Origin of the sequence: Nocardia colli (assembly GCF_008704205.1) — a bacterium.
GTDB lineage: Bacteria > Actinomycetota > Actinomycetes > Mycobacteriales > Mycobacteriaceae > Nocardia > Nocardia colli.
On the sequence record NZ_VXLC01000015.1, the window covers coordinates 140,936 to 163,933 of the forward strand.

General features: G+C 65.7%; 20 protein-coding genes and 1 pseudogene. 17 read left to right on the top strand and 4 right to left on the bottom strand.

Annotated features, from left to right (window positions below; translation table 11 throughout):
* Positions 1 to 310: 310 nt before the first annotated feature.
* The 9 genes and pseudogenes from F3087_RS27770 (at position 311) to F3087_RS27805 (ending at position 9,152) form a co-directional block, all read left to right on the top strand.
* Positions 311 to 3,025 (top strand): LuxR C-terminal-related transcriptional regulator, encoded by a 2,715-nt coding sequence (locus F3087_RS27770; protein WP_150404998.1) that lies wholly within the window; start codon positions 311 to 313, stop codon positions 3,023 to 3,025.
* Between the two features lie 80 nt (positions 3,026 to 3,105).
* A complete protein-coding gene (locus F3087_RS27775) occupies positions 3,106 to 3,792 on the top strand; it encodes an alpha/beta fold hydrolase (RefSeq protein WP_150404999.1) in 687 nt (228 codons plus the stop codon).
* Positions 3,793 to 4,043: 251 nt separating this feature from the next.
* Positions 4,044 to 5,159 carry a hypothetical protein gene (locus F3087_RS27780; RefSeq protein ID WP_150405000.1) on the top strand — a complete coding sequence of 372 codons (1,116 nt, stop codon included), beginning with the start codon at positions 4,044 to 4,046 and terminating at the stop codon, positions 5,157 to 5,159.
* 33 nt (positions 5,160 to 5,192) lie between these two features.
* Positions 5,193 to 5,888: a hypothetical protein gene (locus F3087_RS27785; protein ID WP_150405001.1), complete on the top strand. Its 696-nt coding sequence runs from the start codon at positions 5,193 to 5,195 to the stop codon at positions 5,886 to 5,888.
* A gap of 9 nt (positions 5,889 to 5,897) precedes the next feature.
* Positions 5,898 to 6,380: a hypothetical protein gene (locus F3087_RS27790; RefSeq protein WP_150405002.1), complete on the top strand. Its 483-nt coding sequence runs from the start codon at positions 5,898 to 5,900 to the stop codon at positions 6,378 to 6,380.
* A 107-nt stretch (positions 6,381 to 6,487) separates the two neighbouring features.
* Positions 6,488 to 7,800: pseudogene (locus F3087_RS27795) on the top strand (flavin monoamine oxidase family protein); the annotation flags it as partial.
* 121 nt (positions 7,801 to 7,921) lie between these two features.
* Positions 7,922 to 8,317, top strand: a complete 396-nt coding sequence (locus tag F3087_RS46755) for a cyclic nucleotide-binding domain-containing protein (RefSeq protein ID WP_223885395.1) — start codon at positions 7,922 to 7,924, stop codon at positions 8,315 to 8,317.
* A gap of 73 nt (positions 8,318 to 8,390) precedes the next feature.
* Complete coding sequence (locus F3087_RS27800) at positions 8,391 to 8,831, top strand: protealysin inhibitor emfourin (RefSeq protein WP_150405003.1); 441 nt, start codon at positions 8,391 to 8,393, stop codon at positions 8,829 to 8,831.
* A 60-nt stretch (positions 8,832 to 8,891) separates the two neighbouring features.
* Entirely contained in the window at positions 8,892 to 9,152 is a 261-nt protein-coding gene (locus F3087_RS27805) for a hypothetical protein (protein WP_150405004.1), read from the top strand.
* A 27-nt stretch (positions 9,153 to 9,179) separates the two neighbouring features.
* On the opposite strand, the gene F3087_RS27810 is transcribed toward F3087_RS27805, so the two are convergent.
* Positions 9,180 to 9,908 (bottom strand): MBL fold metallo-hydrolase, encoded by a 729-nt coding sequence (locus F3087_RS27810; RefSeq protein ID WP_223885396.1) that lies wholly within the window; start codon positions 9,906 to 9,908, stop codon positions 9,180 to 9,182.
* Between the two features lie 265 nt (positions 9,909 to 10,173).
* Between F3087_RS27810 and F3087_RS27815 the strand changes: the two genes are divergently transcribed.
* The 4 genes from F3087_RS27815 to F3087_RS27830 all read left to right on the top strand — a co-directional run bounded on the left by F3087_RS27815 (position 10,174) and on the right by F3087_RS27830 (position 14,878).
* Positions 10,174 to 11,109 (top strand): SDR family NAD(P)-dependent oxidoreductase, encoded by a 936-nt coding sequence (locus F3087_RS27815; RefSeq protein WP_150405006.1) that lies wholly within the window; start codon positions 10,174 to 10,176, stop codon positions 11,107 to 11,109.
* A gap of 150 nt (positions 11,110 to 11,259) precedes the next feature.
* Complete coding sequence (locus F3087_RS27820; RefSeq protein ID WP_150405007.1) at positions 11,260 to 11,913, top strand: maleylpyruvate isomerase N-terminal domain-containing protein; 654 nt, start codon at positions 11,260 to 11,262, stop codon at positions 11,911 to 11,913.
* 296 nt (positions 11,914 to 12,209) lie between these two features.
* Positions 12,210 to 14,168, top strand: a complete 1,959-nt coding sequence (locus F3087_RS27825; RefSeq protein WP_150405008.1) for a cutinase family protein — start codon at positions 12,210 to 12,212, stop codon at positions 14,166 to 14,168.
* Between the two features lie 116 nt (positions 14,169 to 14,284).
* Positions 14,285 to 14,878 (top strand): class I SAM-dependent methyltransferase, encoded by a 594-nt coding sequence (locus tag F3087_RS27830; RefSeq protein WP_150405327.1) that lies wholly within the window; start codon positions 14,285 to 14,287, stop codon positions 14,876 to 14,878.
* A gap of 1 nt (position 14,879) precedes the next feature.
* On the opposite strand, the gene F3087_RS27835 is transcribed toward F3087_RS27830, so the two are convergent.
* On the bottom strand, positions 14,880 to 16,211 hold the full coding sequence (locus F3087_RS27835; protein ID WP_150405009.1) for an aminotransferase-like domain-containing protein: 1,332 nt from the start codon (positions 16,209 to 16,211) through the stop codon (positions 14,880 to 14,882).
* An 86-nt stretch (positions 16,212 to 16,297) separates the two neighbouring features.
* Here F3087_RS27835 and F3087_RS27840 point away from each other — a divergent pair, with 86 nt between their 5' ends.
* Together F3087_RS27840 and F3087_RS27845 are read left to right on the top strand one after the other, a co-directional pair.
* Positions 16,298 to 16,915 carry a DJ-1/PfpI family protein gene (locus tag F3087_RS27840; RefSeq protein WP_150405010.1) on the top strand — a complete coding sequence of 206 codons (618 nt, stop codon included), beginning with the start codon at positions 16,298 to 16,300 and terminating at the stop codon, positions 16,913 to 16,915.
* 219 nt (positions 16,916 to 17,134) lie between these two features.
* Entirely contained in the window at positions 17,135 to 18,121 is a 987-nt protein-coding gene (locus F3087_RS27845) for an ABC transporter ATP-binding protein (protein WP_150405011.1), read from the top strand.
* Positions 18,122 to 18,125: 4 nt separating this feature from the next.
* Here F3087_RS27845 and F3087_RS27850 read toward each other — a convergent pair whose 3' ends face one another.
* Positions 18,126 to 19,001 carry an NAD(P)-dependent oxidoreductase gene (locus F3087_RS27850; protein WP_150405012.1) on the bottom strand — a complete coding sequence of 292 codons (876 nt, stop codon included), beginning with the start codon at positions 18,999 to 19,001 and terminating at the stop codon, positions 18,126 to 18,128.
* 50 nt (positions 19,002 to 19,051) lie between these two features.
* Here F3087_RS27850 and F3087_RS27855 point away from each other — a divergent pair, with 50 nt between their 5' ends.
* Both F3087_RS27855 and F3087_RS27860 read left to right on the top strand, forming a co-directional pair.
* Positions 19,052 to 19,459 (top strand): MerR family transcriptional regulator, encoded by a 408-nt coding sequence (locus F3087_RS27855; RefSeq protein ID WP_150405013.1) that lies wholly within the window; start codon positions 19,052 to 19,054, stop codon positions 19,457 to 19,459.
* A 216-nt stretch (positions 19,460 to 19,675) separates the two neighbouring features.
* Positions 19,676 to 21,415, top strand: a complete 1,740-nt coding sequence (locus F3087_RS27860) for an alpha/beta fold hydrolase (protein WP_191094169.1) — start codon at positions 19,676 to 19,678, stop codon at positions 21,413 to 21,415.
* A 4-nt stretch (positions 21,416 to 21,419) separates the two neighbouring features.
* Here F3087_RS27860 and F3087_RS27865 read toward each other — a convergent pair whose 3' ends face one another.
* The gene (locus F3087_RS27865) at positions 21,420 to 22,997 is read right to left on the bottom strand and encodes a carboxylesterase/lipase family protein (RefSeq protein WP_150405015.1); all 1,578 of its coding nucleotides are present in this window, start codon (positions 22,995 to 22,997) and stop codon (positions 21,420 to 21,422) included.
* Position 22,998 lies beyond the last annotated feature (1 nt).

Sequence of the window (22,998 nt, forward strand, 5' to 3'; positions counted from 1 at the left end):
AGGGGTTGCAACTCTCGGTCCCGCGTAGTGTGCACCTCTTATCCAAATATGTGCACAGCGAACGGGTGTTACCGGCCCGTAGCGTGAAATTGCCTATCGCCAGCAGGTCCGGCATGTGACTTGTGCGTCGGGCCGGGGGCCGGTCACGGCGAATGAATCACATTGCGTACAAACAGTATCGACCCTCGATCGAAGATTCGTCTCGTGGTCGTCGAGCGGAGGGGCGATCATGGTGCGAAGAGGTTGTATTTCTGTTCGTCGGTGGCGTTAGCTGGGGGCAGAATCCGGTCGAGCAGGGGATGAGGTCGCGGTGTTGGTCGGTCGGAAGGTCGAGCGCGATCTGGTCGCGGCGTTCGTCCTCGGGCAGGGCGGTGACCAGCCGGTATTGGTCGTTCGCGGGGATCCGGGCGTCGGCAAGACCGCCGTGCTGGAGCTGGCCGCGGACATCGCGGGATCGCACGGTGTCCGAGTGTTGCGGGCGGCGGCGCTCGAGTATGAGGCCGAGCTGAAGTTCGGTGCGCTCAATCAGTTGCTGCATCCGTTGTCGGGTGCCATCGAGGGGCTCGGAGCCGTGCATCGGGATGCGCTGCGGGTGATTCTGGGGTTGGCGCCGGGCGCGATGCCGACGCAGTTGATCGCGGGTGCGGCGACGCTGGCGCTGCTGCGAGCTTCGGCGGAATCGGGCGCGCTGCTGCTGATCGTCGACGATGTGCAGTGGCTGGATCTGTCCAGCACGATGGCGCTGAGTTATGCGGCCAGGCGCTGGGCGGGCAGCGAAATCCGCCTGCTCGTCGCGGTGCGCGCGGACGCTGACGACGGTTTCACCCGCAGCGGGTTCCGGGTCCACGACCTGGCCCCGCTGGACGACAGCGACTCCGATGCGCTGCTGCTCACGGTGTATCCCGCGCTGACCGCGCGGGTGCGCCGCCGACTGCGCGACGACGCGCAGGGTAATCCGCTGGCGTTGCTCGAGTTGCCCGCAGCCTTCGAAAACGGGACATCTCCGGCGAACCTGCCCGCGGTTTTGCCGCTGACCGATCGGTTGCAGCGAATGTTCGCCGACCGGCTCGCGGGGTTGCCCGCGGGGACGCGGCGGATGCTGCTGTTCGTCATCCTCGCCGGTGCGGAGAACAGCATCACCGTGGACGACTGCGCGCCGACCCCGCGTGGGGCGGTCGATCTGCCGCCCGCCGAGCGTGCGGGGATCGTTCGCACGAATCCGCGGACCGGGCGAGTGGAGTTCCGGCATCCGCTGATCCGCGCGGCGGTCATCGAGCAGTCGACGAGTGCGGAACGCCGGGAGGTCCATCGCATCCTCGCGGAAGCGTTTGCCGATGAACCGCAGCGGCGGGCGTGGCATCTGGGTCAGGCGGCCGTCGGTCCCGACGAGGAGATCGCCGCGTCGCTGGAATCTCTGTCGCAGCAGATGATTCGTCACGGTGACGGCAGGCGTGCGATGGCCGCCATGCTGCGGGCGGCCGAGCTGAGTATCTCGGACGTCGATCGGGCTCGGCGCACCGCTCGGGCGGCTTATCTGGGTACGTCGATCACCGGGGACCTTGCCGATACCTCGCGTCTGTTGCTGGATGCGAATCGGGTGGACGCCCGCGAGACGCCGTCGTTGGAGGCGGCGGTCGCGGCGGCCGCTCAGCTCCTCAACGACGAAGGTGATGCCACGACCGCAAACCGGTTGCTGCTCGCAACTATTCGACTGCACGAGCAGGCGATCGGTAGCGGCGAGGACACCATGGTCGAGGCGTTGCACACGCTGCTGTACGTCGGCTTCTACAGCGGCCGGCCGGAACTCTGGGACGACATCCGCGACGTGCTCGAGCGGGCCGGGGCGCAACCGACGGACACGTTGTCGTTGCTGCACAACGTCTTTGCCAATCCGGTCGAAGCGACGCCGGCCGCGTTGCGGGACCTTACCGGTGCGCTGGACGGGCTGCGCTTCACCGCCGATCCGTTGCGGATCATCCGGGTCGCTACGGCGGGCGCCTACGTTGATCGGGTCGGCCTCGCGCGAGAAGCATTGTGGCGGGTGATCATCGACGGTCGCCATGGGGGAGCGGTCGCGAAAGCGATCGAAGCGTTGTTCCTCATCGCGCAGGTGGACTTCTTCGAAGGTGAGTGGGCGGAACTGATCGAGGTCACCGACGAGGGACTGCAATTGTGTGCCGAGTTCGGCTACTCGTTGGTGGCCGGGCCCGGCCGATTCCTGCGCGCACTCGTCGATGCCGCCCGCGGCGACACCGCCGCCGACCTCGCCGCCGAAGAACTCCTGCTGTGGGCCGCACCGCGCCGCCTCGCGACGTACGCCGGGTACTCCTCCCACATCCGATGCCTATCCGCGCTCGGCCGTTCGAGTTTCGACGAGGCGTACCGGCACGCCGCGTCGGTGAACGCGGCCGGGAGCTTTCCGCGCTATACGCCGCACGCGCTCTGGCTCGTCCTCGATCTCACCGAGGCGGCGGCGCGCAGCGGACGGACGGCCGAGGCGAGAGCGCACGCCGAGGCCGCTCTCGCCGCGGGTTTGCCCGAGCTTTCCGGCAGGCTCGGGATGCTGACCAAAGCCGCTCTGGCCGTGGCCGATTCAGCCGATTGGCGCGCCCTGTTCGAGGACGCGCTCGCGACACCGGGCAGCACCCGGTGGGTATTCGATTGTGCCCGAATAGAACTGCTGTACGGCGAACGCTTGCGCCGCGAGCGCGAACCAGCAGCGGCCCGAGCGCATTTGACCGCCGCGGCGCAGACCTTCGAACGGCTGCAAGCGATTCCGTGGCTGGAACGAACTCGCGCGGAGCTGCGCGCGACCGGCGACACCGAAGGACGCGGTGCGGCACTGACACCGCAGGAGCGGGCGGTCGCCGAACTCGCCGCCTCCGGTCTGACCAATAAGGAGATCGCCGAGCGACTGTTCCTGTCCGCGCGTACCGTCTCCACCCACCTGCACCGCGTCTTCCCGAAGCTCGGCATCACCACCCGCAGCGCCCTGCGCGACGCGATGAGCAGGCAACCCGGCTGAACTACGTCAATTGACGGATTCGGTGCGCCCGCCGCGAACCTAGATTCACTGGTGCCGAACAGCAGCAGAGGAGACTCGGTATGAGTGCGCAGAACAAGACCGTCGTCCTGGTCCACGGAGGTTTCGTGGACGGAGCCGGATGGCGGGCGGTCTATGACAACCTCACCCAGGACGGATTCGCCGTCCGCGTCGTCCAGAATGCGACCAAGTCGCTCGCCGACGACGCCGCGACCACACGCCAGATCCTCGACGACATCGAGGGCGAGGTCGTCCTCGTCGGCCACTCCTACGGCGGCGCGGTCATCAGCGAGGCAGGCACCCACGACAAGGTCGCCGCCCTCGTCTACATCACCGCCTTCGCACCCGACAAGGGCGAATCGGTCAACACCCTCATCAGCACCTTCCCGCAGGACGGCCCGCAGCCCCCCATCCTGCCCCCGCAAGACGGCTACCTGTTCCTCGACCGATCCAAGTTCCACGAGTCCTTCGCCGGCGACCTGTCCGCCCCCGACGCCGCCTTCCTCGCCGACTCCCAGGTCCCCTGGGGCCTCGAAGCCCTCGGCGGCCCCATCAGCGAACCCGCCTGGCGCGTAAAGCCCAGCTGGTACCTCCACGTAACCGAAGACAAAATGATCCCCCCCACCGCCCAGTCCTCAATGGCCGAACGAATCGGCGCAACCATCGTCCAAACCCCCGGCAGCCACGCCATCTACGTCTCCCGCCCCGCCGTAGTCGCCGACCTGATCCGAACCGCAGCAAGCGCATAGCAGCTGACCTCGGCCATTCACGGCCACTGTGCCTCAGCCAGATCGGAAATGAATAAAGGTGCTCTGAACTCCGACTCGTCGCCCCCTCCGAGGTCGAATGGATCGGGGTTCGGGGCACCTTTTCCGGTGAGGTAGGTACGTCATCGTCTCGACCTGTATGGTCTCTCGTGAGGCGGGATAGTTGGGGGATGATGTCCAATGTGTTTACGGAGCAATGAGTTCCGTCGCTGTCGGGGTGCCGTGGGCGAGGCATGACCGACTTCACGGTTGATGTGGCCGGTCTTGCCGGGTTCAGGTTGGATCTGCAGGACGTCGGGACCAACTCCTCATCGAACGCCACCCGCTTACTGTCCGCGCTGACTCTGCCGGTCGGCTCGTCGGGATTGATCGCGACGGTCGGCCAGTCGTTGGAGAAGTTCAAGAGTGCGTATTCCGCTGTGCAGCGATCGGATCTGACCACCATCGAAACGCTGGGTGCGGATCTTTCCACTGCGGCAACCAGTTACCGGGCAACCGACGATACGAACGCAACCGCGATGAACGCTATCGGCGGCTCGGGCACATCCAGTTCGTTGGGCGCCGAGCACGGAGTCAGCCGATTCACTGGTCTGCAGCAGCCTAATTTGCCTGATGTTCAAGAGGTTTCGTTCACGGTCCGGCAGATGGTCACTTCGGCTATCGAACTGATCTCGGTCTACGACGATCGCATGAACGAGGCCGTCGGCATCAAGCCCGCGGCAGACGTGCTCGCCCCGCTGGTCGCGGACTGGGAAGCCTTGCAAGCCGTTGGCCGGCGTATCGCCTTGCTCGGCATCAACGACTACGTCACGTCGGAAAATCTCATCGGCGGGACGAGATGGCTGCAGAGCAAGTGGTCCGGCGACGCCTCCCAGACTTTCGGAACATCCGCTAACTCCCTCGGGCAATCAGTCGCCGGACGGAGCCTCGACCTCGAGGCGGTGTCGAAGATAGTCGAGAACGGTGGTGCCTGCCTCGAGCGCTTGGTTTACAACCAGGCGGCGGGCCTGACCGACGGAATACTGCAGCCGATGACCGTTCTCGGCGCGACCTTCCCGCTGGGTGGGTGGGCGCCGTATGCGGGCAAGACGGTGAGCGCGGCAGCACAGGCGGATATTCGGGCGGCAGTCGAAGCGTTGAAGAAGGGGATGGAGTCACGCCAGACTGCAATCCGGACGGTCGTCGATCGGGTTGTGCAGGCGCTTGATTACACGCCCGGGCGGACAGTGCCGACTTTCCAGGCAAATGATTTCGAGATACCGGACAAGGTTGTAGTTGATCTGGGGGACAGGAAGTTTGGGTTCGGTGACAATATATGGTGGTCGGATAATATTGCCTCCGCCGTGTGAAAACAGCTCCGGTGGCATGGGTAGCGTGCGCTGATGGTCCAGATCCCCGGAATGCCTCCGACGCCGCCGACCGACGCGGGCCAGGGCGGCCACGGCTCGCAACCGTGGTACAGCCGATACGATGACATCAAATTCCTGGACACGATCGCGGTGGCGTTGGCCGGCGCTGACGCCGCTGGTCTGCCGAACGCGAAGGTTCACTTGGAGCATTACCTCGACAACACCGGCGATGACCTGAAGCTCGACCCGGACCGGATCATGAACGACGATGCCGGGCTGAAGCGGCACATCGATGGGATTGTGACCAAAGCCGTCCAGCTGACCGCGCTCGACGTAGCCAACCACGGCAAACCGGCAACGTTCCAATCGGCCTGGGAGGACTACACTTTCGCCAATCGGGACTGGTATCTGGCGATCGGTTCGGTCGAGGCCTGTGCCTGTGGAGTTGCCACGGTTACCCCTGGCGCGGATGGGGCGCAGCCGCACGTCGTACTCGACTACCAGTTCCACCTTTTCGACCGCTACAACTGGGATGGTACGAAAAAGACCGAGATCGGTGGAATCGAGTGGTCCGACCGCCAGCTGGGCGCATTGCACACCGCTGGATTGGCCTGGGAATTCAATATGATCGGGTCCTCGACGGTCAAACACTATGAGGGGGACTTGCCTACATATGGATCACTTACGTTGCCGCCTGGGCAGCCTCAGACTCCCACGCCGGGGCGGTGAAGTTGTTCGATGAGTAGACGCTGGGGGAGGTTGCGGGTTCTGACGTTGTTGGTTGTGGTGTCGTTGGCCGGAGTTGGGTGTGACAGCGTCATCGATCGTGCGGCGGCGCCGGACGTGGAGACGTCGAGTAGTCCTGAGCTTGTGCAGGAGGCGGTCGAGTACGGCGGGTGGGTACTGCCGGGGAACTCGAAGGTGCTTCTGGTCAGGAGGGAGGTGATCCGCGACCGGAAGTATCAGATCGCTGCTGAGATGTCTCCCACGGACTTCTCCTCGATGCTGGAACAGTCCCGGTTCACGGCGCCGTTCGCGAAGGACGTTCCGCCGTATCTGACCACGACGATTGCGGGCCCGGACTTGGCGACGTCGCCGAGTGTTCGACGCGCGCAGGAGTGGTTCACGTCGTCGGCGGGGAAGGTCATGCTTCGCGATGTGGTGGTCGATGAGCGGGACGCGAATACTCGGGTGGTTCATATCGAGTTCCGTGGGGTCTGAACTTAAATTGGCTGTTGTCTGTTTCTGAGTTCGGAAATGGTCGATTGGGTGGTTTACGATCTGATAAATATGCGTTGGCGCGCAACGGGATCCCGAATACTGTTGCGATGGAACCGCCGAGTGACCTTGCGTCGAACAATGACTCGGAGCCCACGCGGGCGGGGCGGATTCTTGTTGATGGGGCGGTGCCGTCGAGCGTTCTGGTGGTTGGGGCGGGGATTGCGGGATTGGCTGCTGCGCAAGCGCTTCGGAAGCGCGGGCATCCGGTGCGGGTGCTCGAGGCGCGGGACCGGATCGGTGGTCGGATCTGGACCGATGGTGACGGGGTCGACCTCGGTGCGCATTGGATTCATGGGACCGAGGGTAATCCGCTCACCGAATTGGTCGAACAACTCGAAATTCCGTTCAGTTATGTCGGAGGGGACAGTTCCTACACCGGGGGATTCGACAGTCTGATTCTCTTCGGGCCCGATCGGCAGATCGCTCCTGCGATGGCGAAGAGTCATACGCTGGAACTTGCCGACAAAGTCCTGCACGAACTCGAACGGCGCGCCGAAATTGCCCGGCGCCGTGACGATCCGGACAGGCCGCTGGTCGCGGTGGTCGATGAGATCCTCGCCGAGGCGGCTTACGGTTACGCCGACGAACAAGCCGTCCGCTATCACCTCAATGTGATCCTGCGCGAAGACGTCGCCGAAGATCCCGGCGGGCTGTCGTTCAAGTACTGGGAGGACGGCTACCGCGTCTACGGATACGGCGACAGCGTCCTGCACCTCGGTTATCAAGCGGTGGTCGAAGCGCTTGCCCGGGACTTGACCATCGAACTGGAAACCGTTGTGCAGCAGATCGATACCAGCGCCGGTGCCGTGCGGGTGACGACCAGCCGGGGAGTCTACGAGGCAGACAAGGTATTGGTCACCGTGCCACTGGGTGTGCTCAAAGCCAACGAGATCGACTTCAGCCCACCGCTACCCGAGGTGAAACGCCACGCCATCGAACGCCTCGGCTTCGGCACCCTCAACAAAATAGCCCTGCACTATGACGAAAGATTCTGGCCCGCAGACCAATACGTCTTCGGCTACCTCTGCCGCGAGACCGACAGCTATCCCACCGTGGTCATCAGCATGTGGAAGTCGCACGGCAAACCGATCCTGGTCCTGCTGCTCGGCGCATCGCTCGGCCGCGCCATGGAAACCTGGACCGACGAGAAGGTCAGCGACTACGCGACCACCGTCGTGCGCGACATCTTCGGCCGGAAAGCCCTGCGCCCGAACATATTTCCAGAACCGCATGGTCATCGGACCCGTACGCACACGGCTCCTACGCCTGCATCGGCGTCGACGCTTCCCCACGCGACCTCGACACCCTCGCCGAACCGGTAGGCGACCGCCTGTTCTTCGCGGGCGAGGCGACCAACAGCTACCACTGGGGTTGCGTGCACAGCGGCTACGAATCGGGCCTGCGCGAGGCGGCTCGCATCGCCGTTCGGCGTACGCCTGTTCGCGCCCCTGGTCGACGCCGACCTGGAAACCCTGGCCTCGATGTTCGACGAACTCACCTACGCCCCAGGCGATCCCGTCTGCCGCGAGGACGACGCCGCGCACGGCGTCTACGTGGTCGCCGAGGGCGAGGTGGAGGTCGACTTCGGCGGCGTCTACGACCGTGCCGTGCTCACCCGCGGCGCCGTCCTCGGCGGCCACGACCTGTTCTTCGAAGCCAGAACGAGTTCGGTCACCGCCGTCACGCCGGTCCGGCTCTACTACCTCGGCCACTACCGCTACAAGACGTTCCTCTACGCCTTCCCCGACGTCATGATGCTGATGCTCGCCGACTTGGTCAGTCGCTGGGAACAATTGGAGGAGGTGCTGGGCGCTGCGGCACTCACCGGCGCGCGGCGGATTCTGCGATCCCGCAGCGGGGGCGACATCGCGTCCTGACCCGGTGGCAAGCCCGAAGCAACTGGGGAGCAGTGGCATTGTGCCGAACTGCCCGCGCCGATACTGTGCGGCTATGAGCGACTCTCGGTACCGCCGCGGTCTCGCGCAACCGCTGTTCCTGTCCGCCGTGGTCGTCGCGCTGCTGCTCGCGACGGCAGCCTGCGGTGGCGTGGGCGAAAGCCATTCCACGCCAGAAACTCCGGCGGCGGCCACCAGTGTCGAGGTGAATCAGACCGGCGGCTTCGCCGGCGTCAACCAGGTCTATACCGTCGATGAAACGGTGGACAACCCACGCCGCGGCTCGTTGTTCGACATGGTCGCCGCCCCGGACTTCCGCACGCTCACCGACGCCTACACCGGCCCGAACGACTGCCGTGACTCCTACCAGTACGCGGTGACCGTCACCTACCGCGACGGCACCACCAAGAGCGTCAGCACCGATGAATGCAACGAGTCGCCCAAAGCGCTGACCGACATCATCGCGCTCACCAAGGAAATCGGCCGCCGCAGCTGAGGCCGGTGTCGGTCGTTCGGATGACTTGTCCGCTCTTTTCACCGGTCGCAAACTTGATTGATGTCACGCGCGGCCGATGCTGAATTCGAATCCATGGTCCGGGGATACCTCGTGGCCCGCGCGGACGGTTACCCGCACTCACCCAGCGCGATAGTCGCCCTGGCCAGGGAGTTGCGATTCAACGGCGGCGACCCCGTCCGCCTCCTCCTCGGGCTCGACGTATTCGCCGACCAGTTGGGTGAATACGAGGCCATCCTCGACCTCAGAGCCCAAATCGGCGCCGAGGAGAACGCACCGGCGCCGCCGAGCATGGTCGAATAATCCGCGCCGAACCCAACAGGTCCGATCTCAGGTCAGATGGTCGAAATCGCCACGCACCCAGCCGATATGGCGGTCGGCCGAACGGCGGATGATCGCGCGGGCATCGGTATCGATGGTCTTGCCGAAATTGTCGTAGAGACGGTCGAATTCGAACTCTTCGGCGGTCGTCGTGACCCGGTCGACCACCGCGCCCGACAGCGGAATGCGGTTGGGGTAGCTGCGCATGAAGGCGACCGTCTTGCGATCCGGGTTCGCCTGGATGGTGTCCGCACTGAACAACACACCCTTGCCCGCGGCCCCCGCCGCCCAGTGCAGAACCGAGCTGCCCGCGAAGTGTCCACCCAGCTGACGCACGGTGATACCCGGCAGCAATTCGAGCCGATCCGACCACGGCCTGATCACCGGATCCGGCCGCGCAACCCATTGCAGATCGGATTCCGGCACATACACCGGCACCCCGCCGAGTAACCGGCTCCACTCCACCTGAACGCCGTAGTGATGCGGATGACTGGGCACGATCGCAACGACCGCACCGAGCTCGAGCACCCGCCGCGCCGCATCCGCGTCGACATAGCCGGTCACGTCCCACAGCACATTCCCGGCTGCCGTTCGCACCAAATGGGACTCCTGCCCGATGCCGACCTCCGGCTCCACCGTCACCCCGAACATATCCGGCTCCAGCTCCCGCACCACCACCTTGTGGCCGTCCGCGACAAGCTTGTCCAGCGTCACCCACAACTGCCCCTCCGCCGGCACCCACTGCCGCTCATCGGCACAAATACGGCAGACCTCCGCCCCACCCGCATGCTCCACCGCACACGTCCGACAAATCTTCCACATATCGACCCCGTCCAATCAGGTACACCCACCCCTGTTTCTACACGCAGACCAAACCCCGCGCGCCGGCAATGGATTCTTACGTGGCTTTGCGGTCGGCTTGGCAATTTCTTGATGGAGAGCTTCCAGTCTTGGTGAGACGCCCGGTGGTTGCCGGGGATCGTGACGGAAGGAAGTGCCTGCCATGTCTCAGCCTCTCCACTTGACCGGTCGTGCCGGATCGACGACGAATCACGCAGGGCCGCAGCTTTTCTGGAGCCGCGAGAACCTTTCGCCGCCGGACGCGCAGCTCGCCTTGCCTGCCGATGTCGTGCGGTACTGGAGTGATCGCCATGTCGTGATCACCGGCGGAACCAGCGGCATCGGGTTGGTGGTGACCGAGTTGGCGCTGTCGGCGGGTGCCCGGGTGAGTGTGCTCGCGCTCGAAGACACTGGGCTGGAAAGTCTTTCGGCCTTCGCGGAGTCCGAGCCGCGACTGGCGGTGTTCGCCGCCGACGTGACGAACAAGGCGCAGGTCGACGCCGCCGTGGCGAAAGCCCGTACTCACCATGGCGATATCGGCGCGGTGATCGCGTGTGCCGGTATCGCCAGGCCCGACTACTTCGACCGCTTGACCGACACCGATTTCGTCCGGCACATAGCGGTGAATTACTTCGGTGCACTGCACGTTATCCAGCCGGCACTGCCGGACCTCCGAGCCGGCGGGCGCGGCAGCATCACGGTCATCTCGTCCCTCGCGGCGGTACTGCCGTGCTTCGGCTACGGCGCGTACAGCCCGAGCAAGTCGGCTGTGCGGACACTCTGTGAGGTGCTGCGCCAAGAGCTCAAACCCCAAGGTGTCACGGTCACCGTGGTGATGCCGCCCGACGTCGACACCCCGCAGCTGGCCGCCGAGGCCGCGACGAAACCCGCAGAGTTGCAGGCCTTGAGCTCCTCGGTACCGATCACGGCAACTGCCGTTGCCGAAGCCCTGCTGATCGGCGCCGCTCGTGGCCGCGCCTCGGTCGTACCGTCCCGGTCGGGTCGCCTGATGCACTGGCTCTCCGCCGTCGCACCCCGGTTGATGGCCTGGATCATGGACCGGACCATCGCCCGAGTCCAACGCCGCGACCCCCACTGATAACCCGAAGCGGCAGCGGCCAGCCGTGTTTCGAGCACGCTGGTCGCTACCGCCGATCCGGCCATCGACGGATTCGGGTCACCGCGATCCCGCCCGCCCGAGAACCCAAAACAGTTCGCTCCGACGCCCCCACACTGCTAATTTGCCGCGGTGGATCTCTTCTCACGCTCATGGACAGCGTTGCGCACGGCCGTCGCCGACCTCGAGGACCAGGACTTCCAACTCCCCTCCGGCTGCACCGGCTGGCTGATCCGAGACCTGGTGTGCCACTTGATCATCGACGCACAGGACGTGCTGATCACCCTCGTCACCCCCACCGAAGCAGAACCCACCCGCGACGCGGTCACCTACTGGAACGTCGTGGAACCCCCGACCGGCGACGACCCCCTCGACGCACTCATCGTCCGCCTGGCCGCCGCGTACCAGCACCCGGAACTGCTCAAACTCCACCTCGACGACCTCGGCGCCGCCGCCGGCCGAGCCGCGCTACTCGCGAACCCCGACACCCGCGTCACCACCCAGGACTACGTGCTCACCACGGCCGACTACCTCGGCGCCTACGTCATGGAATGGACCCTGCACCACCTCGACCTCATCGCCCACCTCCCCGACGCCGCCGACCCACCCATCGAAACCCTGTCGCACGCCCGCGAGACACTCGAAAAAATCGCCGGCGCACCGTTTCCCGCGTCGATGTCCGACAAGGACGCACTCCTGATCGGCACCGGCCGTCGCCTCCCCACCGACGCGCAACACACCGAATTGGGCGACTTGGCAACCGAACTCCCGTTCGCCCTCGGATAATCGCGCGCACGCCCGTATTCGATTGAAAGTGCTGCTTAAAGTATGTAAGTAGGACACCGCTCGGAGTTCACGGTTCGGGAAATTGATTTACCGTAGTCCCGGATCGACCGTTCGAAGGGCCCACATCGGCGTGGTGCTCCTTCGGCATGAATTCCATATATCGAAGCGCGGCACGCTACTTCGCCCGGCAAACAGCCCCCAGCGCAGTCCACTCGTCTCGCGGCGAGTGGCTGGGTGATGCGCGTGTCCGTGTGGCCGACCGACCGAATTCGGTAGTGAGGGTGCAGGTGTCAGTCATGCTTTCGTCCAAGCGGTGTGTGGTCGCCACGATGGTGACCGTCGGGGTTGCCGTCGGTTCGACTGCCGTCACCGCGCCCGTGCAGGCGGAGCCGACCGGGTGCGCGGTGACGTTCAACCTGTTCATCCCCGGCACCTGGGAGACCGACGAGGACGCCGATCCCGCGCAACCCGTCGGCATGCTCGCGCCGATCGCGGAGGCGATCCAACGCCAGCAGGGTCCGCGATCGGAAATCTATTTCACCCCGTACATGGCCCGCGCGTTCGACAACGGCTACACCTACGCCGACAGCAAGAGCACCGCGCTGACCAACGCCGGCGCGGTGCTGAGGGACTATGGCTCCCGTTGCCCCACAACAAGATTCACGATCAACGGCTATAGCCAAGGCGCCGACGCCGCAGGCGACCTCGCCGCCGAGATCGGCAACGACCGCGGCCCGGTTCCCGCCGATCGGGTCTTGGCCGTCGGCCTGCTCTCCGATCCGGGAGCGGGCACCAAGGGCGAAGCCGCCGTCGGCCCCGGCACCGCGGGCACCGGCATCGCCGATCCGCGACCGCAGGGCATGGGCAAGCTCTCCGGCCGGGTCACCTCGATCTGCGACCCGCACGACCTGTACTGCTCGATCCAGAAGAGCAACAACCCCCTGCTCGGTGCGCTGGGCTCGATCCTCAGCAAGGCCTTCAGCGGCGCACCGCCCGCGGACAACGGCTTCCCGCTGGCCGCAGCCCTGACCTCGGATTTCTCGAAGACCGACCTTCCCGGCCTGGCCACCTCCGTCGCCGGCCTGACCTCGAGCCTCGCCGCTCCCGTCGGCATCGACCTCGCGCGAGTCCGGATCAGCGCGAACAAACTGCTGGACACCATCAACCCGATGGCCGACCTGATCGACTCCGGCGCGGCCAACCCGGCCGCCACCGCCCGCCTGCTCGCCGCCCCGGACGGCACCGCCGAGCACCACGCCGGCGAGGTCCTGACCATGGCCGGGAAATCCGACCTGTCGGGTGCCGCGTCGGCGGTGCGCACGATCGCCGACACCTCGACCACACTGCTGGACCGCGGGGTCAGCACCGTCCCGTCGGGCTCGCCCAAGGCCCGCTCGCTGCGCGCCGCCGCGCACGCCGCCCGCGACCGCACGGCACCGCTGGCCTCCACACCGCCCGACATCCTGGGCTCGTCGACGCGGGTCCTGTCCCTGCTCAAGCCGAGCGTGCTGGTCGATCAGGCACTCGACGTCGCCGCCGACGTCACCACGTTCGACTTCCCCGGCATTCTCGGCAACCTCACGCTGCTGCCGCAGAAGATCGTCGCGATGGACGCCGCGGGCGCCCACCAGGTCGCCGGCGAGCTGAACAACCAACTGCAACCCCTGGTCGAACTCGTGGGAAGCGTTGACCTGAACTGGATTTCGCAGATCTTGGCGATCATTCCGGACACGCAGGGCTTCGCCGGGGTCGCCGCGAAGGTGACCTCGATCCTGTCCGGCGCCGACATCCCGCGGCTGGCGAACATCGTCGCCCGGATCCAAGACGTCGCCTGGTCGGTGCTCGCGAAGGTAGTCCCGCCGCCCGGCCAGGCCCCGGATCTGGTCGGCGCGGGCGCCGCGCTGTCCGGCCTGTTGCCGATCGGCGCCGACCTGGCGTCGGTGGCGTTCGACCTGTTCAGCGGCAAGGCGCAGGCGGCCCCGCCCGAGGTGCTCGGCAAGCGCGCCCCCGCGCCGGCCCACACGGTCGCTCAGCAGGACATCGCCCTCGACGACCTGACCGCCCCGCTCAGCCAGATGACCACCTTCCACGACATCAACCTGGTGAACCTCGTCGTCGACGGGCTGAGCGCCGCGAACTTCGTCGCCTCGGGTGTACACGCCAACTACGGATCCCTGGTCGTGGACGGCTCCGGCCGCAATGCTGTGCAATGGCTCGGCGATTGGATGAACCAGCGGATCGGATACGTCAAATAAGCGCCGCGGCAGTGCCATGATGAGGTGAAACCTGTCGGTCTCGGGAAGGTGACGACGTGGCGGAGCCGTCGAGTAATGATCCGTTCGGTGGTCGGCAACCGACCAGTCATGAGCGGATGACGGGGCTGCCCTGGGACGCGTCGTACCAGGACGGGCCCGCGCCTTGGGACGTCGGTGGGCCGCAGCCCGCGGTAGTGCGGATCGCAGCGGAAGACGGATTCGCCGGTGCCGTACTGGATGTCGGATGCGGGTCCGGTGAGAACGCGCTTTATGTTGCCTCGCTGGGTTTTTCGGTGCTCGGTGTCGACGTGGCGGAGACGGCGCTGGCGATCGGGCGGGAGAACGCCGTCGAGCGGGGGATCGAGGTCGAGTTCGCGGTGGCCGACGCGTTTCACCTGGAGCTCCTAGGGCGCAAGTTCGGGACCTTGCTGGACTGCGGGATGTTCCACACCTGCGGCAGCGACGAGCGGCCGGGTTATGTGGCGAGTCTCGCCGCGGCGATCGAGCCGGGCGGCACGCTGTATGTGTTGTGCTTCAGCGACATCGGACCCGATACCGGCCCGCATCCCGTCGGCCGGGACGAGCTCGTCGGGGTGTTCGAGGCCAGTGCCAAGTGGAATGTCGTTGCCATAGAACCGGATCGGGTGCTGACCAGGTTTCATGGCGATGACGGTGCACCGGCTTGGTTCGCGACGGTCAAGCGGATCTAGCTCAGCGGTAGGTGTATTCGTCGACGACTCGCTTGACCGTGCCCAGTGCTGCACGCAGGGTGTCGAGGTCCGTGGAGCCGAGCGCCAGCCGGACCGCATGCGGGACGTTGGCCGACGTGGCGAACGGTTCCGCGGTGGACACGGAAATACGTTCGCGCATAAGCGCTGCCGCAATCTGATCGGCTCGCACCTCCTCGGCCAGCGGGAGCCAGAGGAAATACGACGACGGATGGCCGATGTAGGACAGGCCGGTGAGAACGTCGCGCGCAATAACCTGCCGGGCTTTCGCGTCGTCGCGCTTCTGCTCCTCCATGCGCGCGACGGTGCCGTCCTCGATCCACCGGCACGCTATCGCCGTCATCACCGCGGGGGTGTTCCAGGTGGTCGCGCGGATCGCCCGCTCGATGGCCGGCACCGAAGCGGTTGGGGCCGCGACGAATCCGAACCGCAATCCGGTCGCGACATTCTTGGAGAGACCGGAGACATAGACGGTCCGTTCCGGCGCGAGCGAGGCCAGCGGCTGCGGTGCTTGCTCGATCAGGAAGGCGTACGCGGCGTCCTCGATGATGAGCAGGTCGTATCGGCGCGCGATGTCGACGAACCGCGCACGATGGTCCGCCGTCGTGACCGAACCCAGCGGGTTGTGCATCGTCGGCATCGCATAGACGGCGCGCACCCGCCTCGTCGCGCACAGCTGCTCGAAGCCGTCCAGATCGGACACATTGCCCGACAACGGAATTGGTGCCAGCTCCAAGTGGAGCGCGTTGGCGAGCACCTTGAACCCCGGATAGGTCAAAGCATCCGCCGCGACAACATCCCCCGGCCGCAGCATCGCCATGGCCGTCGCGGCCAGTCCATGCTGAGCGCCACTGACGATCAGCACTTGATCGCCGCCGACCGGCAACCCGAGCTGCGTCAACTGGCGAGCAACCGTGTCCCGCTCGTGCGCACGCCCACCATGCGGCTGATAACGCAACAGGGCTTCCACATCACCGGACGACGCGAGCTGACGCAACGCCTGACGCAGCATCTCGGCCTGGCCGGGCAGCGCCGGGTAGTTGAAGCTCAGATCCACCGTGTCGGCCGGGGTCGCGACCTGGTCGATGCCATAACTGGGCGGCACCGCCATCTCCCGGACGAAGGTGCCGCGCCCAGGCTCCCCGCTCACCAATCCCATGGCCTCGAGCTCCGCATAGACCCGCGATGCCGTCACCAAAGCCATTCCCTCGGCGGCCGCCAGCCGGCGATGCGTCGGCAGCCGAGTCCCCGACGGCAATCGCCCCGACCGGATGTCGGCCGCAAGCGCATCCACCACACTTTTGTATCTAGACACCCGCCGATTGTATGCATGACAATTTCTTGATTGTATTGAACGGACCGCAATACAGTGCGTGGCAACATCTTTGAAAGGACGCCGCCATGCATATCGCCATCCTGACCTTCGAGGGCTACAACGAACTCGACTCCCTCATCGCCCTCGGCGTCCTCAACCGGATCAAGAAGCCGGACTGGCGCGTCACCATCGCCAGCCCTGCGCATCGAGTCCGTTCGATGAACGGGGTCGTCATCGAATCGATGGCCACCTTGGAAGAAGCCAGTGCCGCCGACGCGGTCCTCGTCGGCAGTGGCAGCCAAACCCGCGAAGTCGTCGCCGACCCGGCCCTGATGGCGCGCCTGCGGCTCGACCCGTCCCGCCAGCTCCTCGCCGGACAATGTTCCGGCACATTGGTTTTGGCCAAACTCGGCCTGCTCGACGGTGTTCCCGCCTGCACCGACCTGACCACCAAGCCCTGGGTCCAGGCGGCCGGCGTCGACGTCCTCAACCAGCCGCTCTTCGCCAAGGGCAACATCGCCACCGCCGGCGGCTGCCTCGCATCCCCCTACCTCGCCGCTTGGATGATCGCGCGCCTGGAGAGTGTCGAGGCTGCCGAAGAAGCGCTGTATTACGTTGCGCCAGTGGGCGAAAAGGAAGCCTACGTAGCGAACGCCATGCGTAACCTCACCCCGTATCTGCACCCGGAACCCGCCACCGTATAGACCTCTGCCTCGCGCCCATCTGTGATCGGCGGTCGATCAGCACACTCTGAATGGACCGGGTCGGCCGTTTGTGTGTTATCCCAACTTCGGCTCGGTCCAACTGAATCGAGACCCTCGCGGTACCGCTCGGTTTACAGTGGATCGACGGTCCAGCACGAGATGTCGGGGGCGCTCGAGCCTCGCCGGTGGGTTCTCGTCGGGAATCTATGGAGGTCTAGCATGGGCGTCGCGGTCAGAGCCGAAGGTGTCACCAAATCCTTTGGCTCGCAACGAATCTGGCAGGATGTATCGCTGACGCTGCCCTACGGTGAGGTCAGCGCGCTGCTCGGCCCGTCGGGTACCGGCAAATCGGTCTTCCTGAAGTCATTGATCGGTCTGCTCCGTCCCGAACGCGGCTCGATCTATATCGGCGACACCGATATCACCACCTGCTCCAACAAGGAGCTGTACGAGATCCGCAAACTCTTCGGCGTGCTGTTCCAGGACGGCGCGCTGTTCGGTTCGATGACCCTCTACGACAACGTCGCCTTTCCGTTGCGTGAGCACACGAAGAAGTCGGAGTCGCAGATCAAGCAGATCGTCATGGAAAAGCTGGAGCTCACCGGCCTGCTCGGCGACGAGGGCAAACTACCCGGCGAAATCTCCGGCGGTATGCGCAAACGCGCCGGCCTCGCCCGCGCGCTCGTGCTGGACCCGCAGATCATCCTCGTCGACGAGCCGGACTCCGGCCTGGACCCGGTCCGCACCTCCTATCTGAGCCAGTTGCTGATCGATATCAACGCGCAGATCGACGCCACTATCCTGATCGTCACGCACAACATCAATCTCGCCCGCACCGTCCCCGACAACATCGGCATGCTGTTCCGCCGCCAACTCGTCATGTTCGGCCCCCGCGAGGTCCTGCTCACCTCCGACGAACCCGTCGTCAAACAATTCCTCAACGGCCGCATGCAAGGCCCCATCGGCATGTCCGAGGAAAAAGACGAAGCCCAAATGGCCCGCGAACAAGCAATGTTCGATGCCGGCCACCACCACGGCGGCGCCGAAGAAGTAGAAGGCATCATCCCCCAAATGGAAGCCCAACCGGGAATGCCCGTCCGTCAAGCAGTACTGCGCCGCAAGGACCGCGTCCGCGAAATCATGCACACCCTCCCGCACGCCGCCCAAGCCGCAATCCGTGACTCACTCGACCGAAAGAGCAACTGACCCATCAGTTTCCGGGTTTGGTGAATTCTTCGATCAGTACGGGATATTGCTCGCCGCCGTGTCCGGCGGCGATCGCGCGGTCGGCGATCGCCTTGAACAGCTTCGGTAGCTCGGCGTTCACGCCGACCGCTTCGCTTTCCTCGATCAGGTGCGTCATCGCCCGCACGTCTGTCTCCAGCGCCGACACCTCGGCGGGGTAGGCGCCGTTGTCGATCTGTTCGGCATAACCGGGTAGCCAGTCCGCCACGCCGGCGGCCATTTGCCGGGCGAACGGTGCGAACGTAGCGGCGTCGACGCCGGCCGTTTTCAGCATGGCGGTGCCTTGCAGCCACGCGTTCAGGACGCTCCACATCATGGCCAGACCGGCCACGTCGTACAGCGATGCCAGCCCGTGGTCCGCGCCGAGGTAGGAGACGGTGCCGAGTGCCTGAAGCGTCGACTCGTGCGTGTCGAAAACCGACTGCGGACCGCTGTGCAGAATTATCGCGTCGGCGGTCCCGATCGCCGGGGGAACGGCCATGATCGCGCCGTCGAGGTAGCGCACGCCGTGCTCCTCGGCCCATCGCGCCGCGGATCGGGCCTGGGCCGAATCGCCCGACGTGAGGTTGAGCAAGGTCGTACCACCCAGCTCGATATCGCTCGTGTCGAGCAGTTCGCGCACGGCCTGATAGTCGGTGAGGCAGATGATCGTCAGGGGGCTCGCCCCGAGCGCGTCGTCGAGCGTCGGAGCCAGTCGCGCGCCCGCGCTCACCACCTGATCGGCCTTGGCGGGCGTGCGATTCCACACGGTTGTCGGATGCCCAGCCTTCAGGAACGCGCTGGCCAGCGACTGACCCATGAGTCCGAGTCCGATGATTGTCACGGAGGTTTCGTTGTTCATGGCAGCATCATGAACGTTGATACCGGTGTGAAGGTCAAGTGAGGTTTTCGATGTTGATCGGTGAACTGAGTAGTCGGACGCGCGTCAACGCCCATCAATTGCGCTACTACGAAGCCCAGGGCCTGCTGGAGGCTGAGCGCGGCGCGAACGGTTACCGCGAGTACGACGAGACCGCCGTGCTGCGGGTCAAGCAGATCCGGCACCTGCTCGGCGCCGGGTTGTCGTCCGAGGACATCGCCTACCTGTTGCCTTGCGCTGTCGGCGAGGCCCCGGAGCTGCCCGGGTGCCCCGAATTGCTGGCCGCCATGCGAACCCGGCTGCGGCGGCTGGACGATCAACTCGACAAACTCACGCAATCCCGCGACGCCCTCGCCGATTACATCGACGCGGCCGAACGAACCGGTGGTGACGGCTATCCACCCTTCGATAACGCTGAATCGTTGCCCGTATCCGCCTGATTAGCTGGGTGTGCACGTAGCAATCAACCGAACTCGTCGGGATACCACCAGCGAGTTGGGCGGCGGCCCGGTGTTCGTGGACGAAGTCGCTGACAGAGTGCACAAAAGTCCAGCTCGCGATTCTCGTGTTAGTCAATGGAATGCCGGCAATCCTGTGTAGTTTGCTATTCGATAGCTCAAGTGTCTTTCATTCGATGGGGACCAGGGGAGTCGATCATGGCAATCAGGAAGTTCGCTGCTATCGCTCGGCATGTCGCGCCTCGGCAACCCGTTGCGCAACAGCAGCCGGAGGTCAGCACCGGCCCGTTGGCGGTGCTGGTCGCGGCGCTCGCGTTGGCCGCGATCTTCGCGCCAGCCTGTAGTAGATCGGAGTCGCCGGCCCGGCCGGCCGACAAAGCGTCCGTGCAGGAGCGCCCGGCATCGAGCGTGCAATGGGCGGCGTGCGAAGGCGAAGAACTCGCGAGCCTGGAATGCGCCACAGTGCAGGTTCCGATGGATTACCGCAATCCCGGTCTCGGACAGATAGATATCGCGATCAGCCGATCCGGCGCGAAAGATCCGGAACGACGCCTCGGCGTGCTGTTCACCAATCCCGGCGGCCCCGGCGGCGCGGGATTGGCCATGCCGACCGGATATGCCGAACAGCCGATCGGGCAGGTCTACGACATCATCGGCATCGATGTGCGCGGCGTGGGCAAATCGACGAACCTGGCCGCCTGCGCGCCCATCGACGAAACCCGATTCCCGATTTCCTCGCAGAGCCGGCCCACCGACAACGACCTGATCCAACTCGTCGAGCAGGCCAAGGCCAAGGAAGCGGCGTGCGCACAGACCGGCGGTGAATTCCGCCGCTATGTGACCACCATGAACACCGCCCGCGACATGGACAACATCCGCGGCCAACTCGGCGAGTCCATGATCAACTACCTCGGCGTCTCCTACGGCACCTGGCTCGGCGCGGTCTACGGCGAGATGTTTCCCGAGCACCTGAACCGGAATGTGCTCGACTCCTCGATGGATCCGCGGGTCAGCTGGCGCGAAGGCGATGTGAACAACGCCGCGGCGACCAAGAAGAACTTCGAGGACTGGGCCGCCTGGACGGCCGAGCGTGACGCGGTGTTCCAGCTCGGCGCGACCTCGTCGGCGGTGCGCGGTTCCATCGACACCATCGCTGACGCGATCACCAAGCACCCGGTCGGCGGCTTCGACAACCGCGACGACTTCGACGGCGCTGTAGGCGAATTCACCCGCTATCGCAAGTCCTGGGCGTCCTTCGCCAAGAGCATGCACTACGTGCTCGACGAGGTTCACGGCGCACCGCCGCGCCCCGAGGTGGACAAGAGCAACCAGCACGCCGTGCAAACGGCGGACGCCCTCGACGACGAAGCGGTCACCGAACGCGACGGCGACGACAAGGACATGTCCGACGCGGTAAACGCTGCTGTGCTGTGTGATTGGGACTGGCCGACCGACATGGAGGTCTACTTCCGCGACATGCGTTCGGCCCGAGACACTTTCCCGTACGGCAACACCGTCGGCCAGCTCGGCCCCAACGCCTGTTCCTTCCACACCGGCAAGGCCGAACCGCTGGTCAAGGTCGGCGCACCGAAATACCCACGCGGACTGGTGGTCCAGTCCGACGGCGACACCCAGACCTCGCTCGTCGACGGCCAGAATATGGCCAAGGCCCTGGACAGCGTGCTGATCGTGGTGCACAACGAAGGCGCGCACGGCCTCTACGCCGCCGAACCGGCGAACGTCTGCGTCAACGACGCCGTCAACGCCTACCTGCTCGACGCGAAACTTCCTGCCGCAAATGTGGATTGCGCCACCGCCGACCCGCCCATGCCGGTCCCGGCCAAGCCGGATCCGGCCAACCCCGACCCCGAAGCCACCATCCCGCTCCTCGGCGAAACCGCCGACCAGCTCAAGACGGAAGTCGATGCGGGCCCCTGATCGATCAGTTGTCCGAAAGTCCTTGCCAGATCCGGCGGGACGCGGCCAGCGGGTTGGCGGCGACCGTGGGTTCGCTGTTCCAGATCCGGGTCAGCGATCGGTCCGGCGTGAATTCGGGCCAGCCGGGATCTCCGGTGGTGGCGAAGGAGATCCAGGAGGAGCGGAGCTGTTCGGACAGCCGGAGCATGCTGTCCGGCGGCCGTGGTCCGCCGAGCACGAAAGTAGCTAGCGGGCTGTCGGTATTGCCGAGGGTGGCCGGGATATCGGCGACGTGGCAGGCGCCGAGGATGCCGCCGAGAGCCGGGCTGGCCCAGGTGAAGTCGTAGACGTGGCTGCGCCCGCCCGCGGCGGTGTGCGCCTCGGCGAGCCAGATGGCGGGCATGCGGAACATCGCGTCGGAGTACATGACCGTGTAGAGCTGCGCATCGGTGGAAGTTGGGTACGCGGCACGATAGGCGGCGGGCGCCGACGGCGGAAGTCCCAGATGCGCAGCGGTAGTGGACAAGTCGACCGTGCGCAGCCGAGTCCGGCGCGGGGTCGGCGGCAGGCCGTGCCTGCGCAAACCGCGGGCGGTCATGCGCGCGAAGGTCGGCAGTCCTTTGATCATCGCCGATGCGCTCGGCTGGAGCAGCCCGCGACTCAGCGCGAACAGAGTGAACTCGTCGTGCGTAGAACCGGAGATCAGATCGATGTCGCGGGCGACCCCCGAACTCAGTGCGAGCCAGGGCTTGTCCACCACGGTGACGCCGTCGATGATCGGGGTGAAGGCGGTGATCGCCTCCGGGGTGGTCCAGGCGCCGGGGTCGGCCTCCATCGCGGCGAGCGGCTCGTCCTGCACCGACAGCAGCGCGATCGGCGACTGCGTCGCGAGGTCATCGAGCCCGACACCGAGTGCGGCGGCGATGATCTCGGCGATCCGCCGCGACTCCGGCGCCGCCAGCAGGCGTGCGGCCGGGCTCTGCACGATGGCCCGGCGGAACAGTCCGCGCGCGGCGGGCGCGGAAAGCAAAGCGGCGATGGACAATCCGCCGCCGGATTCGCCGAACAGGGTGACGTTGTCCGGGTCGCCGCCGAACCCGGCGATATTGTCGTGCACCCAGCGCAGCGCCGCGGTCTGATCGAGGAAGCCGCGATTGGCGGGCGCGCCGGGCACGAAACCGAAGCCCTCGAAGCCGACTCGGTAGTTGAGCGTCACCAGCACCACGCCGCCGCGGGCCAGGATCGCACCGTCGTGCGCCGGATCGCTGGACGAGCCCGCCTTCCAGCCGCCGCCGTGGATCCACACCATGACCGGCAACCGGTCGCCCGCGCCGCCGGGCGTCCAGACGTTCACGCTGAGGCAGTCGAGACCGTCGGCGGGGCGCCACAGCGGCGGCGTGCCGGGCGTCAACGGCAATTGGGGTGGGGCGGAGCTGTATTCGAACGCAGGCCGGACACCGTCCCATGCGGCGACCGGGACCGGCGCCTGCATGCGCAGCGCGCCGTCCGGTGCGGCGGCGTACGGGATGCCCTTGAAGACGAAAAGCTCACCGTCGGTGCGACCTTCGACGGATCCGGCCGTGGTCTCGACTACAGCTCCCATG